Annotated in this window: 12 protein-coding genes; 2 read left to right on the top strand and 10 right to left on the bottom strand. The window is 40.6% G+C overall.

Going from position 1 to position 15,700, the window contains the following annotated elements; all coding sequences use genetic code 11:
- Positions 1-100: 100 nt before the first annotated feature.
- Both AB3I00_RS02130 and AB3I00_RS02125 read left to right on the top strand, forming a co-directional pair.
- On the top strand, positions 101-1,030 hold the full coding sequence (locus tag AB3I00_RS02130) for an AraC family transcriptional regulator (protein ID WP_025478110.1): 930 nt from the start codon (positions 101-103) through the stop codon (positions 1,028-1,030).
- On the top strand, positions 1,027-2,757 hold the full coding sequence (locus AB3I00_RS02125; protein ID WP_002348380.1) for a sensor histidine kinase: 1,731 nt from the start codon (positions 1,027-1,029) through the stop codon (positions 2,755-2,757). The genes AB3I00_RS02130 and AB3I00_RS02125 overlap by 4 nt, the downstream gene beginning before the upstream one ends.
- Before the next feature lie 77 nt (positions 2,758-2,834).
- Here AB3I00_RS02125 and pheA read toward each other — a convergent pair whose 3' ends face one another.
- From pheA to AB3I00_RS02075, 10 genes are all read right to left on the bottom strand, one after another.
- Positions 2,835-3,659: a prephenate dehydratase gene (gene pheA, locus AB3I00_RS02120; RefSeq protein WP_002329281.1), complete on the bottom strand. Its 825-nt coding sequence runs from the start codon at positions 3,657-3,659 to the stop codon at positions 2,835-2,837.
- Positions 3,656-4,165 (bottom strand): shikimate kinase, encoded by a 510-nt coding sequence (locus AB3I00_RS02115; protein ID WP_002329282.1) that lies wholly within the window; start codon positions 4,163-4,165, stop codon positions 3,656-3,658. Before AB3I00_RS02115 ends, pheA begins: the two co-directional genes overlap by 4 nt.
- Positions 4,158-5,453, bottom strand: coding sequence for a 3-phosphoshikimate 1-carboxyvinyltransferase (gene aroA / locus AB3I00_RS02110; RefSeq protein WP_368024688.1), 1,296 nt, complete (start codon positions 5,451-5,453; stop codon positions 4,158-4,160). The genes AB3I00_RS02115 and aroA overlap by 8 nt, the downstream gene beginning before the upstream one ends.
- Positions 5,454-5,465: 12 nt before the next feature.
- Positions 5,466-6,557, bottom strand: a complete 1,092-nt coding sequence (locus AB3I00_RS02105; protein ID WP_105222851.1) for a prephenate dehydrogenase — start codon at positions 6,555-6,557, stop codon at positions 5,466-5,468.
- A 16-nt stretch (positions 6,558-6,573) separates the two neighbouring features.
- On the bottom strand, positions 6,574-7,740 hold the full coding sequence (gene aroC, locus AB3I00_RS02100; protein ID WP_104764554.1) for a chorismate synthase: 1,167 nt from the start codon (positions 7,738-7,740) through the stop codon (positions 6,574-6,576).
- 1 nt (position 7,741) lies between these two features.
- Complete coding sequence (gene aroB, locus AB3I00_RS02095) at positions 7,742-8,806, bottom strand: 3-dehydroquinate synthase (RefSeq protein WP_368024687.1); 1,065 nt, start codon at positions 8,804-8,806, stop codon at positions 7,742-7,744.
- Between the two features lie 32 nt (positions 8,807-8,838).
- Positions 8,839-9,861, bottom strand: a complete 1,023-nt coding sequence (gene aroF / locus AB3I00_RS02090) for a 3-deoxy-7-phosphoheptulonate synthase (RefSeq protein ID WP_002313693.1) — start codon at positions 9,859-9,861, stop codon at positions 8,839-8,841.
- 658 nt (positions 9,862-10,519) lie between these two features.
- Positions 10,520-11,494: a beta-galactosidase small subunit gene (locus tag AB3I00_RS02085; RefSeq protein ID WP_104764553.1), complete on the bottom strand. Its 975-nt coding sequence runs from the start codon at positions 11,492-11,494 to the stop codon at positions 10,520-10,522.
- A complete protein-coding gene (locus AB3I00_RS02080; RefSeq protein WP_104764552.1) occupies positions 11,475-13,358 on the bottom strand; it encodes a glycoside hydrolase family 2 TIM barrel-domain containing protein in 1,884 nt (627 codons plus the stop codon). Before AB3I00_RS02080 ends, AB3I00_RS02085 begins: the two co-directional genes overlap by 20 nt.
- Positions 13,359-13,375: 17 nt before the next feature.
- Positions 13,376-15,601, bottom strand: coding sequence for an alpha-galactosidase (locus tag AB3I00_RS02075; RefSeq protein WP_368024686.1), 2,226 nt, complete (start codon positions 15,599-15,601; stop codon positions 13,376-13,378).
- Positions 15,602-15,700: the final 99 nt, after the last annotated feature.

The following is a 15,700-nucleotide window of genomic DNA, read 5'->3' as shown; positions in this document are numbered from 1 at the left end:
TCTTTTTGAACACACCTTGTTTTTTCTGTTATATACCGAAATACGGCCATTCAGTTCAAAACAAGGCTCTAAACAAAAACAGTCGATCATCCATTCGTTGATGGATAGCGACGATTCGTTTACTATTTATCCCTTTTCTACCTTTTCGGAAGAATCCGGCTATGTGATCAATACTGATTCCAAAGATACGCTTAGGAAGTTTGTTCAAAAGTTTCGTCAAGAAGTTTTTCCAGGTGATTTTTTTGTTGTTTCTGACTCTTTTCCAATCCAAGATATCAATGAAATATTCCAAGAAATCAGAAATTGCACCAAAGGACAACGTTTCTATCATAAGGGAAAGAACCTTGCTTATCAGCATGAACTTCTTCCGTTATCAACCAACCACGAGCAGCAAGCAAGTAGCTATTTAACAAAAATCGTTCATAAAGACTACGCTTTAGCTGTCAAAGAACTTGAGGGTTTCTTCACGACAATATTGGAACAGCCTATTGATCCAGCTTATTTGAAACATGAGGCAATCAATCGTTTCTATGCATTACTCAACGCTTTGGCTGACGAATATGTTGGGAATGAAGAACTTTCTTTGCTCAAGATCGCCCTTCCTTCTTTATTAGCCGATGCTGAGTACTTGGAAGATTTTTCTATTCTTGTCAAAGAAACACTTGAGAAACTCACCCACTTTTCTGCAAATGCAATAAAAGACAATTTCGATATCTTGACTTTGATCTACGAGTTCGTCCAGGAAAATTATGAGAAAGAAATCAATTTACAACTTCTATCCGAAAAATATCATTTTTCATATAGCTATCTCTCAGCTATCTTTACTGAAAAATTTGGTATCAACTTTTCAAAATATCTAAAAAAAGTCCGTATTAGTAAAGCCAAGCTCTTTTTAACGGAAACACGGCTTACTTTGACGGAAATCTGTGAGAAAGTCGGCTATACCGAACTGGGTTATTTCTCCAGAGTTTTTAAAGAAGAGACAGGAATGACACCTTCTCAATACCGTAAAGGAACTTTTGTAAAATGAGAAAAAAAATCAAAGAGCATGAACTCTTTACCAAACTTCTGTTCATTTTGTTCATCGGTCTTTTTCTGCAGGCCATCGTCATCTCTTTGTTTATTTATCATCGATCAAGGGATGCCTATATCCAGCTGTTCAATCAATCGAATGATGTGGTACTAAAAAAGATCCAAACTGAATTTGAAAGCTTGAATGATGCAATCGAGAATACATTAGCCGCTTTTGATTCCAACCCAGCTGTCGAAAGCTATTTTTCCAATGGTCCAGTCCAACATATGGAACAGCTTCAGCAGCTAAGAACGATCCAAAAAATGAATGACTCTCTTTCAAAAATCCATCCAATGATTGATTACGATGTGTTGATCTTTGGAGAAAATGGAAGAACTTTTGTCGGAAACGATATGCTCACTGCCGTATCTGCCGATTCTTTTTTTCAATCTGCGATTGCCCAGAGAGTGAATGAACGTGCTGCGGATACACAAATGCTTTTTGCACAATACGGATTGACTCTTCGCGATAAGAAAGCGCCCAGCGTCTTCTTTGTCAAAAAACTGAAAAACACATTGAATCACGTTTACGGATATGCTGTTTTATCGATCTCATCCCAGCAACTAGCGAATCTTTTTCAATCTGTAGTAAATCCTGAGATATCGAAGATCTCCTTCATGAACGAAGAACAGACGATCATCGCATCAAATGAAGAAAATACAATTGGAAGCCGATCAATGATTTTCAAAAAACTAACAGTAGGTGAAACAACGATTTCAAATGGACAGCAGTTGACCCGTCTTCCTCTGTACCGCCAGGATTGTACATTACTCAGTCAAGTCGATCTTCATTCTTTGTCTAACCAAATGGGCGTGATTTTCCCCATTATTTTGTATAATATCGTGACACTTGCTTTTGCTGGCTCATTGGTATTTATGTATTTGGATCGACACACAAAATCGATCTACCGCTTGATTGATTCGCTAAAATGGCTAGAGGAAGATGGCTTAAAAGCTACTGTTCCTGTGCAAGGAAGCCATGAAGTCCAATTGCTAGGGAATACGATCAATCAATTGCTAAGTAATGCGCAGCATCATTATGAACAGACGATCCAAGACGAAAAGAAGAAACGTTCGCTTGAAATCCAGACTATGCAAGCACAGATACAGCCCCATTTTATTTATAATACGCTGACTAGCTTGAAATTTTTGATTTGGCAGCAAAAAACAGATGAAGCAGTTCAAGGAATCGACAGTTTCATTACTTTACTAAGAAGTACGATTGGAAAAAAAGAAGAAGTGATTCCAGTCAAGGAAGAAATCAAAAGCGTACAAAGTTACATCGATCTTTTGAGTATGCGATATGGCGAAAGAATCTCGGCTAAAATAATGATTCCTGATGAACTGCAGACATTATCTATGCCGAATATGATCCTTCAACCAATTATCGAAAACGCCTATCTTCATGCTTTTCACAATAAAACGCAAGGATTCATCACGGTGTACGGCAAAACAAAAAATCAGCTTCTTTTATTCGAAGTGATTGATAACGGCGATGGCTTCGATACTGAAAATACCAAACAAAAAAATGATCATTTTTCAGGAATCGGCATCAGCCATGTAGATGAGCGGATACGCCTAATGTATGGAGATGCATATGGCTTAACGATCCAATCAGTGATTGGGACAGGAACGACTGTAACGATTTGTCTCCCGCTTCTTCTTAAAAACCAATCAGAATATTAAAAATAAAGAATAGCCAAGCGCTGATTTTTTTATTTTTAAGTTAAATCAATCAGTGTTCTTGACTTTCATCTACGCGTCTATTCTACTGTCAATACTGGATAACAGCCTAATATTTGACTTTTTCCTCCGAGCATCTTGATTTCTTGGAGCGCATTCTCTACTAATGCCATTGGGCGGTCCAATAACAAATCGATTACGAAAAAATATTCTCCCAAGCTAGTTTTCAATGGTCGGGATTCAATCTTACTTAAGTTGATCTCCCGCCAGCCAAAAGCTGCCAGCATTTTATGAAGCATCCCTGGCCGATTAGCAGGTAGGGTCAAGATGACACTCATTTTTACTGGAGCTGACTGCTGGCTGGTCATCTTTCGGTCACCGACGATCCAAAAACGTGTCTGGTTCAACTCATTATCTTGGATATTCTCAGCTAAGATCTCCAATCCAACATGCTGTGCTGTTTCTAATGAAGCAATCGCTGCTGCGTCTTCTTTCGGATGTTCTGCTACATACATTGCTGCAGCAGTTGTTGATTCTGTTGCTACTAAAGGAACATTAGGGTAATGCGTTTCTAAAAACTGTTGTGATTGTGCTAGTGCTTGGGGATGAGAAAGGATTTTTGTAATCTTTGTTGCTGCATTGCCTAAAAGCTGCTGCTTGATAGGAAGAACGATTTCACTTTTAACTTCGACTTCTGGATGTTTGGAAAGAAGATCGATTGTGTGATGAACAGATCCTTCCAATGAATTCTCTACAGGAACGACAGCCAGATCGACCTGTTTGCGAAACAACGCGCGCAAACAAGCAGGGATCGAAGCATACGCAGTCAATTGTTCTGTAGGAAATAGCTGGCAAGCCGCCTGATAAGTGAACGAACTTTCTGGCCCTAGATAGCTGACATTCATATGCTTTTGATCCTTTCTATAATGGTATCGATGATCTTTTCTGGTGTTTGATTGGTCGTGTTGATTCGATGTGTCGCGCTCTCTTCATACCAGGAAAGTCGTTGTGCCAATAAGGCTTTTATTTCTTCTCTTGTTTTTCCAAGAGCTAACGGTCGAATAGACGTTTTATCTTGTTGGATACGATCGATTAGACAGTCTGCTTCTGCCTCTAAGTAAAGAACAATTGGCTGCGTTTGTAAAAATTGCCGATTGGCAGCACATTGGACGATTCCTCCACCAGTCGCGATAATTTTATCTTCATTTGACAGCTTTCTTAAAACCTTTGACTCCACTTTTCGAAAGCTGTTTTCACCGTAATAGTGGAAATATTCGGCAATCGACAATTGGATATGTTCCTCAATCTTTGTATCTAAATCTACATACTCTTTTTGTAAACGTTGAGCTAACCCTTTACCGATCGTTGTTTTTCCAGCGCCCATGAAACCAATCAGCAAAATGCTAGCCATGAGCTTCTCCTCCTGACACAAGTTCTGCTAAATCGTCGAAAAATGTCGGATAAGAGATTGAAACGGCTTCGGCTCCTTCTAGTTCGCAAGGTCCATCAGCTATCAGAGCAGCTACTTGCAGCATCATCCCGATTCGATGATCGCCTCTGCTGGAAACTTTTGCGCCATGCAGAGGTGTTGGTCCATGGATGATCAAACCGTCTGCTGTTGCTTTTATCTTTGCCCCCATTTTTTGCAATTCTTCTGCCACCGCATCAATTCTGTTGGTTTCTTTTACTTTTAATTCTTCTGCGTCTTCGATGATCGTGACTCCTTCTGCTTGAGTAGCCACTAAAGCTAGAATGGGCAGTTCATCAATCAGACGCGGAATGATTTCTCCACCAATCGTCGCTTTCTTCAAATGACTCGTCTTGACACTTAAATCAGCCGATTGGTTCTGTTCATTGTGATTCGTCTGGGTAATCGCTGCGCCCATCTCCTCCAGCACATCTAAGATACCGGTCCTTGTTGGATTGACCCCGACATTTTTTAACAACAGCTGGCTTTCCGGAACAAGAAGTCCTGCTGCTAGAAAGAATGCAGCTGATGAAATATCACCTGGAACAGTTATCTGCTGACCGGTTAATTTTTGCGGTCCTGTCACCATGATTGTTTTATCTTCCACTGTGATCCTTCCACCAAATTGACGAATCATTTCTTCCGTATGGTTACGGGAACGTTCTTTCTCAACGATTACGGATGTACCTTCTGCTTGTAGTGCCGCAAACAGCAAAGCAGATTTGACCTGTGCACTAGCTACAGGCATATTGTATCGGATAGGTGATAAAGAGCGGGCTCCTGTCACAGTGATTGGTAGATACTGATCATTTTCATTTCCTTGCAAGTCAGCACCCATCTCGCGTAAAGGCTCCATCACTCGCCCCATTGGACGTTTAGACAACGAAGCATCACCGAACAGAGTCGTTGTAAAAGGCTGTCCAGCCAAAATACCCATCAATAAACGACTCGTCGTACCGGAGTTTCCCATGTCGATGGGTGCAGTTGGTTGGACAAAGGAGTGGCTACCGCGACCATGAATCTTGATTACCTCTTCCTCTTCTTCGATCTCGACGCCTAATTGTTGGAAGGCATGTAAAGTACTCAGACAATCTTCTGCGCGCAAAAAATTTTGTATAGTCGTCGTTCCCTCAGCAATTGCTCCAAACATGATGCTGCGATGAGAAATCGATTTATCTGCTGGTATCCTAACAGTCCCTCTTAATCCATGTATTTGTTGTAATAATCGCATTTATCCAGCCTCCTATTTGATCCAGCAATGATAACTGGTATTAGATATAATGGTTCTTTTTGCTTGTAACAAATCCTGTTGATTTTTGAAACTGATTTGCAGTATCCCTAAAATATCTTCTCGCGTCTCTTGGATCTTCAAATTGATCAAAGAAACTCCCGCTTTTCCAATCAGTCCAGTTACTTCTGCAATAACGCCAGGCTCATCTGGCACATCGATAAATAAATCAAAAAAGGCAGGGATCGCGCCTTGCTTATGGACAGGCAACTGGTCTCGACTTTCTTTTGCCCGATTGAAAAAAGAAAAGATTTCCGATTGGTTCTCAGTCATGATCCATTCTGCTATTTGTGTCATTTCTTGTTGCCAATCTGCCAATCGTTCCAATAATATCTGCTTATTGCTCAACAAAATATCTGTCCACATGACAGGATCCGAGGAAGCGATCCTAGTGATATCTCGAAAGCCTCCTGCTGCCAGTTGTTTGGCTCGCGGATATTCTTGATTGAATTGTTCTGCCTGATTGACTAAACCAGCTGCCAGAATATGTGGAAAATGACTTAGCATTCCTGTTATACGGTCATGTTCTTCTGCTGTAAGAGTCACATATTTTGCTTTGGTTCCGCAAAATAGTTCTTGCAGTTTTTCAACATCTTTTTTCGTCTTTTCCAAAGGTGTAAAGATGTAATAGGCATTTTCAAATAGTTTAGCATCTGCTGCCTGTATACCTGATTTGTGAGAACCAGCCATTGGATGTCCACCAACAAACCGAAGATTTTTCTGCTCAGCGGATGTCACGACTTGCTGCTTCGTACTGCTGACATCCGTAATGATGACGTGATCAGACAAGTTGATTCTTTCAAGGACATCAAGATAGGCTAAGGTTGTACGGACGGGAACGGCTAATAAGATAACGTCTGCTTGTTCTGCACCTGTTTCAAAATCATTTGCAACGTAATCAACGATCTGCTGTTCTACTGCTTGCTCACGGGTTTTTGACTGACTATCCCAACCAACTACTATCAGTTCTGGATTGGTCTGACGAATACAAAGTGCCATAGAAGCACCAATCAGTCCAAGCCCCACGATAAAAACATGTTGTGCCATCTTATTTGCCCCCTTTTTAGTAATGTTTCAAGTAGTCACGGTACTCCTTCACTGCAGCTTTCAACTCAACAAGCGAATCACTTGGGAATTTTGACAATAGCTCTGTCGCTACCACAGTGGCTACAACATTTTCCGCAACGACACTAGCTGCAGGAACTGCTGTACTATCCGAACGTTCTACACTTGCTTTGTAAGGTTCTTTTGTATCGATATCAACACTTTGAAGTGGCTTGTACAATGTAGGGATGGGTTTCATGACCCCGCGGATAATAAGTGGTTCGCCATTGGTCATTCCGCCTTCGAAGCCGCCTAGATTATTAGTACGTCGGAAGTAGCCTCGTTCTTTTTCCCATAAGATCTCATCCATCACTTCTGATCCTGGTAATGATCCAGCAGTGAATCCGACGCCAAATTCTACTCCTTTAAAGGCATTGATACTAACCACAGCTTGCGCGATTTTGGCATCTAGCTTCGTGTCCCATTGTACATAGCTTCCTAATCCAGCTGGAACGCCTCCAACGAGCACTTCTACAATTCCTCCGATCGTGTCTCCATTTTTCTTTGTCTGATCGATCAGTTCTTTTATTCTTTGCTCGACTGCTGAATCAACAACCCGTACTTCTGATGCTTCAGAAATTTCTTTGATTTCTTGAATGGAGATATTTCCAGGTATTTCTGCTTGGATTCCACCAAGACAAATCACGTGTCCGGCTACGATGATGTCAAGTTCTTCCAGAATTTTCTTGGCAATTGCGCCGATTGCTACACGCATGGTCGTCTCTCTTGCAGAGGACCGTTCAAGCACATTCCGAAGATCTCGATGATGGTATTTCATACCGCCTACCAAATCCGCGTGTCCTGGACGCGGACGTGCAACTCGCCGCAGTGATTGGTCTTTTTCAGGTACTTCTGCTACAGACATGACAGTTGTCCAATTTTTCCAATCTTTATTTTCTACTACTAAAGTGACAGGTGAACCAATTGTTTTGCCGTGACGGATGCCAGACGTGATACGAACACGGTCTTTTTCGATCTTCATCCTTCCTCCTCTGCCGTAACCAGTTTGTCTGCGAGCGAGTTCGTGATTGATTTCTTCTTCTGATAGAGGTAACCCTGCTGGTAGTCCTTCAATAATCGCTGTTAATTCTGGTCCATGGGATTCTCCCGCAGTCATATAACGCATCTTACAGTCCTCCTAAGTAATCTTTGAATGTCTCTGTGGGAACAGGTACGATTTTTGCTTGCCCAATCTTTTCTAGTAAGATGATATTCAATTGGCTTCCTCTTGCTTTCTTATCATGGGTTATCGCGTGGAATAATTCCTCTGAATGACTTAGATCGTAAGTAAACGGCAGGTGGAATTTTTGGAGTATCCTTTCTAATGCAGCTGTCGATCCAGTTGGAGACAAGCCGATTTTTTCTGCATGAGAAGTGATGGCTACCATTCCAATAGCTACTCCTTCTCCGTGACTGACTACCCCATATCCTGCTGTATTTTCAATTGCATGGCCAATTGTATGACCAAAATTTAAAATAAGTCGATTTCCTTGGTCAAAGACATCTTCTTCCACTACTTTTCGCTTGATTTTCAACGTAGCAGTAATGATTGGAACAGCATGCTCTAGAAGATCTTTTTCGTCTTTCAGCTCATTCAGCTGTTGCCAAAGCATTGCATCTGCTATAGCTGCTGATTTGATGATTTCAGCGATCCCTTCTCGTAAACGACGGACCGGCAAAGTCTTTAGAACCTCAGGATCAATCAATACGCCAGCTGGCTGGCTAAATGTTCCGACAAGGTTCTTCGCTTTGTTTGTATTGACTGCTGTCTTCCCGCCGATACTAGAATCTACTTGTGCAAGTAACGTAGTCGGAAGTTGAACGAAATGGATCCCACGCATGAACGTCGAGGCCACGAATGCGGCTAGATCACCCACCATTCCTCCACCAAGTGCAAGTATTCCATCGCTGCGGGTAAAATCATTATCTGCCAAAAAATCGTATAACTCAGCTGCTTGTTCCAAAGATTTACTGGTCTCACCCGCCGGTACGATTGAAAGGACTGGTTCAAAATCAGCTTGTCTCAATTGGAACATGATTTTTTCCGCATACAGTGGAGCAACGTTGGTATCAGTGATCACAGCTACTTTTTGAGGCTTCCAAATCGTTTGAAGCCATGATCCAGTCTGTTCTAGTGCACCTTCTTCAATATGAATATCGTATTTCTGGTTATCAACATGTACAGTAAGCATTCGTTTCACTTCTTTCTTTTAAAAAGCTAGCATTAATCGAGTGTTTGAATCTTTTCCATTGCTTCTTTCATGATCGTCACTTCTTTCATCATGCGTGAGTAAGTCTTTTCATTCAACGATTGGGGACCGTCTGACCAAGCATTTGCAGGATCAGGATGGATCTCTACGATCATGCCATCTGCTCCGCTTGCCACACCCGCACGGGCCATTGGTGGTACAAGATCCCAAATACCTGTACCATGACTTGGATCAACGATCACAGGGAAATGAGTTAATTTTTTCATCAATGGGACAGCACTTAAATCAAACGTATTACGTGTAGCTGTTTCGTAAGTCCGAATCCCACGTTCGATAAAAATGACAGGAGATTTGTCTTCGACTGCAATGTATTCTGCAGCATTAAGCCATTCATTGATCGTACCAGAAATCCCACGTTTCAATCCAACAGGTTTACCTGTTTTACCGACAGCAGATAGCAGTTTGAAATTTTGCATATTACGTGCGCCAATCTGTAGGATATCGCTGTACTCAGCCACCATGTCGATATGCCCTTCATCCATCACTTCAGTAATCACTTTCATCCCAAATTCATCAGCCGCTTGACGGATGTATTTCAATCCTTCTTCTTCTAAACCTTGGAAAGCATATGGAGAAGTACGTGGTTTGAAGGCACCACCTCGCAGAATTTTTGCGCCCCCGGCTTTGGCCATCCGCGCACATTCTCTGATTTGGTCTAATCCTTCGATAGAACAAGGACCAGCCATCGTCACAAAACTGCCGTCACCGATTTTTACTCCGTCTACATCCACGACTGTATTGCCAGGATGGAATTCTCGAGAAGTCAATTTGTATGTGTTTAAAATACGCACAGCATTTTCTACTCCTTCGTAGCGTGTAAATGCTCCTTCTTGTAAACTTCGCGTATCTCCTTTTAGTCCAATCACTACTCGTTCTGTTCCTTGATCGATTGAGACTTTGAATCCTTCTTTTTCGATATGATCGACGACTTTTTTTACTTGTTCTTCCGTTGCTTCTTTTTTCATAATTACTATCATTGTTTTTCCCGCTTTCTTTTGTTTACTTATCTATCTTGGCTGATTTTCTCTACTTTTTCAAGGTGGTTTTACATAAATCCCTACTAAACGACCGTGTCCTGTTGTTCTCATTTTCGCTCCTTCTTTCCTACTTATGAACCGAATAATCAACAAAAAAAGATGTTCCTGTAGGAAATTACCTCTACAGTGAACATCTTCAACGAGCCTTAAAAAGCGCTGCAAAAATATAAAATAGCCACTATAGATGAATTTCTCTACGTGGCTGTAAGTCGTGTTTAAAAATCTTTAGCCATCATAGATACAAACTTGGTTTGTTTGTACCCACGAAGTCATGAATACAAACCTATCTAAAATAGCTAAAGTAATACGTATTCAGTTTTGTAAGTTTTCTAGATTTCATAAAAAATCGCTCCAAACTGATGTAAGAATTGTACCTAGTATAGACATAAAAAAATCGACTGTCAATCATTTTTATGAAACTTTTTTTAATTTTCTGATAGTTAACTTTGCTTTTCAGAAAAATAACAATTGGTTTTATTGAAGAAAACAGTCATGAACAAAAGACTTTGAGAAATTTTTTGCTCTCTTGTTCATGACGTATAGAATAAAGCAGCTTCCTCTTGTAAACTCTGTTTTTCAAATAATCATCTAAAGATCGCTACTGGATAATAAAGCTGATTTCATGGTCCTCTTCGCCACTGATGCGATAAGGTGACTCAACATCCGCTCCCCAGCTATTGATACCCCCGACTCCTCTTACTTTTGCAAAAATCGTAAGAACTGTTCGTCTTTCTGGCGGTAGTTCTTCTATATGTGTCGCCTGTTCCAGTTCTTCTGCTTTGAATGGTAAAGCGGAAAAAGCAAATGGCGTATCCTGCTGTTCAAATCGCAACGAAAAGTCTTCTTGATCTTTGTCTGTATTATCCAATGTTTGATTTCTTGTCAGTTCTAGCCATTTCGTTTCCATATGCATACCGCATTCTTGGGGAACAAGGTATGGAGGGATAGGGAGTCCTTCCACTTTATAAATACCTTCGATACCACCAGCCAGCCGATCCGGATATGTTTCCCCTGATAAACCTTCATACTCAAAGAATTTTGCTTTTGTTGGCATAATGAACCTTATACCCAATGCTGGTAATTCCGGCAACCCTTTTTGTCCAACATAATGCATCTTAACAAGCATTTTACCCTCTCCAGCGATTTGGTAGGAAATTGTCACTTGTGTTTTTGGTACTGTGTTGATTTCCAGTGTAAAAATGATTTCAACCGTTCCAGCGTATTCATTACTTGAATATTGATTATTTACTGGAGCAATCGGCAAATCGATCTTTTTATCGTCCACCAGTACTTCTATTTCTTTGACTTTTGGATACAATCCGGCTCCTAACCACATACCAGATTTAAATCCAAATCCACTACCTCTGTCATTATCGGTCGTTGCCCGCCAAAAAACTGGAAGTGTTTCCCGGTATAGCCATTCTTTTCCGTTTTTATTCAGCGACTCCAGTCCGCCTCTTGTGTAAGAAAAAATATAATGCGTATTCCCCGATTTGACACCTAATGTACAGTCGCCGAAGACGATTGCAACTTTTTCCGTATCCATATGACTTTTATTTAGTGTATTTTTCATAATAATATCTTACCTCCTGCATGGCGGGTTTTTCTTGTCCATCTGCAAAAACGATCCCATTCCCTGAGAATTCATAGTCACTTGGTTTATCGTCAAAGTCACCGCCATAGCGCATCACTTCTCGACCAGTGATTGGATCAGTCACTTGGATCGCCTGATCTTTAAAATCCCATATATAGCCTCCTTGGTACATTTCATAACGATCAAGCAACGTCATGTAAGAATCCATTCCACCTAACGAATTCCCCATGTCATGCATGTATTCACATAAGATGAACGGTTTTTCCGCTTTATTTTCAAGGTAGTCAACGATCTCTTCTGGTGGCGCATACATGCAGCTTTTTACATCTGAAATCGAATCTTCGAATGCTGGATTTGGAAAATTCCCTTCATAATGGACGAGTCGATCGGGGTCTACTTTTTTGAAGTAATCGTTCATTTGTCGAATGTTTTCTTCCGCATAGGATTCATTTCCAAGAGACCAAAAAAGAATGCTTGGATGGTTTTTTAATGTTTCGAAATTCGTTTTTGCCCGATCAAGAACAGCAGCCTGCCACTGAGGTACTGCACCTGGCACGTTGTAAGAAGGCTCAAATGCACCCATTTTTTGCCATGAGCCATGGGATTCGAGGTTCGTTTCCGCCATCACATGGATGCCTGCTTGGTCGCATAAATAATACCAAGTGATCTGGTTGGGGTAATGAGATGTCCGTACGCCGTTGATCTTTGCATTTTTTATGATAGCCAAATCTTTTTCCATATCTTCTATAGTGATGGCGCGTCCTTTTTTCGGATGCCATTCATGTCGATTTACTCCGTTGATGATCATTCGTTTTCCATTGAAATAGATGATTTTATCTTTGATTTCGATTTTACGAAAACCGAAGGAATAGTCAATATATTCCGTTACTCTTTTTTCTTCGTCTATCGTCTCCAATTCAAGCTTATATAAATTGGGCTGAAAATGCCCCCACAGTGCCACGTTTTCAAATCCATCGATCCGAATCGTCATTTGCTCTTTTAACGGATATTGCTGTTGATAGATTTCCTTTCCCTCAGGATCTAGTATCGCTACATTCAGCTGACTGTTTTTGGCTACTTGTTCAAAAGACAAATCTACTTCAAGTTTGCCATTTTGACATTTGTCATCTAAGCGAGGTTTGATCCAAAGATCTTCTAAATGGTTTTGTCCTCGAGCAACTAAGTAGACATCTCTGAAGATTCCAAAAAATCGGAAAAAGTCCTGATCTTCCAAGAATGCAGCTGTACTTCTTTTGTAAACCTCCACAGCTAGAATATTTTCTTCTTCCAAATAAGGTGTTAAATCAAATTCAGACGGAGTGAACGAATCTTCGGCATACCCGATAAAATGGCCATTCAACCAAAGGAACATTGCTTGTTCTACACCAGCAAAATGAATCGAGATTTGTTTTCCCTTTAGACTTTCTTCTAATCGAAAAGTCGTCAAATACGACCCCACCGGATTGTCTTTAGCAGTTGAAAATATCCCTTCCGTCTCTTTCTCAGGGCTTGTCGTGAAAGGGGGACGGCGAAATACATGTCCCTCCCACGGATACATCGTATTGATGTAATGGATCTTGTCATAATTTGCTAATTCAATATGACTAGGAACAGTGATTTCATCAAAAGAACAGGCATCAAAATCATTTTTATAAAATGTTTTTGGACGTACCGAAGGATTTGGTGAATAACAAAAACGCCATGTTCCATTTAAAGACTGTTTAAGGGAGGATGTGGTTTCTACTTCTTCCCTTGTTGCATAGCAAACATGATCGCTATGCGCATTCGATTGGTTCACTCTAAAAACTTGTGGATCATCTAACCATTTTATATTTGCTTTCATACTTTTTTCCTTCTCTCTCATAACTTTTTGAAATGAAGCAGCTCTGTTTGGAAATCACCTTGAAAATCAGGGAAGTAAAGTCCGACTGCCATCAATTCGGCCCCCGAAAATATCCGCTTCGAGGTCTGTTCCTGATAAAGTGCCTCATCATCTAACCCCATCAGATATACTTCATGGAACGCTGGTTGAGCTGAAGCTAGTATCCTCCCTAAAAACACAATAGCTTCATCTTGTTTAGGAGACACAAACATCCATGCGGCAATATTTTCTTCAAAAGGACTCGCCAAACGATAATAATGGCCGTACTGGATCACCGGACGAATCGTTTGATAGGATATAATTTGGTCTTTGACTTGCTTTTTTTCTTCAGGAGACAGCTTTGTCAAATCCAGTTCATAACCAAAAACAGCGCTCATAGCTGTTTCTCCTCTTGTTTTCAACGAAGTAGATCTGCCAGTCTGATGATTTGGTACAGCTGATACATGAGCCGTGATGGACGAAATCGGATAAGCAAGACTTGTTCCATATTGGATTTTCATACGCTCCACTGCATCCGTGTTATCACTTGTCCAGGACTGCGGCATATAATAAATAAAACCAGCATCAAACCGCCCACCTCCACCAGAACAGCCTTCCCATAAGATTTCCGGATAATCAGCTGTCAAATGTTCGAGTAGTTCATAAAGCCCAAGCATGTAACGATGCGCTACTTCTCCTTGTCTCTGTGGGTCAAGGGTAATCGAATAGACATCTGAAAGCGAACGGTTCATATCCCATTTGATGTAGTCAAGAGGAATCGTGTCTAAAATCTTTCTCATTTGTTTCTCAATCGTCTGGCGAACATCTAACCTTGTAAAATCCAGTACATGTTGTGATCTGGAAGCAGAAGGCATTCTACCTGGCTCCTGCATAAGAAAATCAGGATGTGTTCGATACAGTTCAGAATCAATGGAGATCATTTCTGGTTCAAACCATAAACCAAATTTCAATCCTTTGCTATGAGCATAATCTGCTATTTCACGTAATCCATTTGTCAACTTGCCTTCATACTCGAACCAGTCTCCTAATGAAGAATTGTCCGCATCTCTTTTTCCAAACCAGCCATCATCTAATACGAACATTTCGATGCCTAGCTCCTTTGCTTCATCAATGATCGCCTTGATTTTTTCACTATTGAAGTCAAAGTAAGTGGCTTCCCAGTTATTGACAAGAATCGGCCGTTCAGCAAATTGATGACGACCTCTTGCGATTCTTTCACGTAGCAACTCATGGTGGATCTGACTCATTTTGTTCAATCCCTGACTTGAGTAAGAAAGAATCATTTCAGGTGTTTGAAAAGACTGATTTGCATTCAATTCCCACGAAAAACGATGGCTGTTGATCCCACCGACAACTCTCAATTGATTAATCTGATCTTTTTCAAGTTCGAAAGAATGGTTGCCGGAATAAACAAATTGAAGTCCAATCGCTTCTCCAGTATTTTCTGTCGTATGATGATGAACTAAAGCAATAAAGTTATTCATATGGTGACTGCTCGTTCCTCGACGGCTTTCAAATACTTTTGTTCCAGATAAAAGAGATTGCCGTGAGATCTGTCTTTCATTGACCTGTGCTCCTGGCAAAGCAATGACTTCATCAAATCGCCTAGTATGGGCAAAATCTAGCTGGAAACTAGCTGCTTTTTCTAGTTTGATTGTTTCTCTGGTTTCATTTCTTATCTTTACAGATCGTGTGATCATTGCTCTATCACTAAATATGGTATAGAACAAATCGAAATAAATCGCTGTTTCTCTATCCTTAAGTGAAATCACCAACGTTTGTGCCTCTGACTTGTCTAGCACATAAGTTTGAGGCAAGCCTTCGATGTCTGGCTTCCCATCTGTAATATAATGACTGTCATATCTCAGATCCAGTAAGTCTGACCCATTCTTGCGCTGAATGATCGATGCGGGCGTTCGAAAGTCCATGCTGCCATGAGAAGAGTATTCTTGTGGTAGTGTATCTTTCGACAGAGACCGGTCAGGATTTAAGGGAATATTTCCTGAAAATCCACGATCTCTTCGGGGATAATTTTTATTGTCTTTGTACTGCTTGACTGGTTTGCCAAAATAAATATGCGCCAATACATTGCTCTCTTCTATCTTTATCAGATAAGAAAGAAATGTATTTCGTAAATGGAAGACTCGGCTCTTTTCATCAAATAAGATGAAATTTTTTTCTGTTTTTCTATGCGTAATATCCATCATTTCACTCCCACCAAAACGGAAACCGTTTACTTTTTTTATAATTCCTGTATACTGTTTACTAAACAATTTTGTCAATAGAATTTTTTTGTTTTTTTT

The sequence above is a fragment of the Enterococcus sp. C76 genome (assembly GCF_040886985.1).
Classification (GTDB): domain Bacteria; phylum Bacillota; class Bacilli; order Lactobacillales; family Enterococcaceae; genus Enterococcus_B; species Enterococcus_B lactis.
Note: the sequence above shows the minus strand (reverse complement) of the source record. Positions and strands in the feature narration are given on the sequence as shown.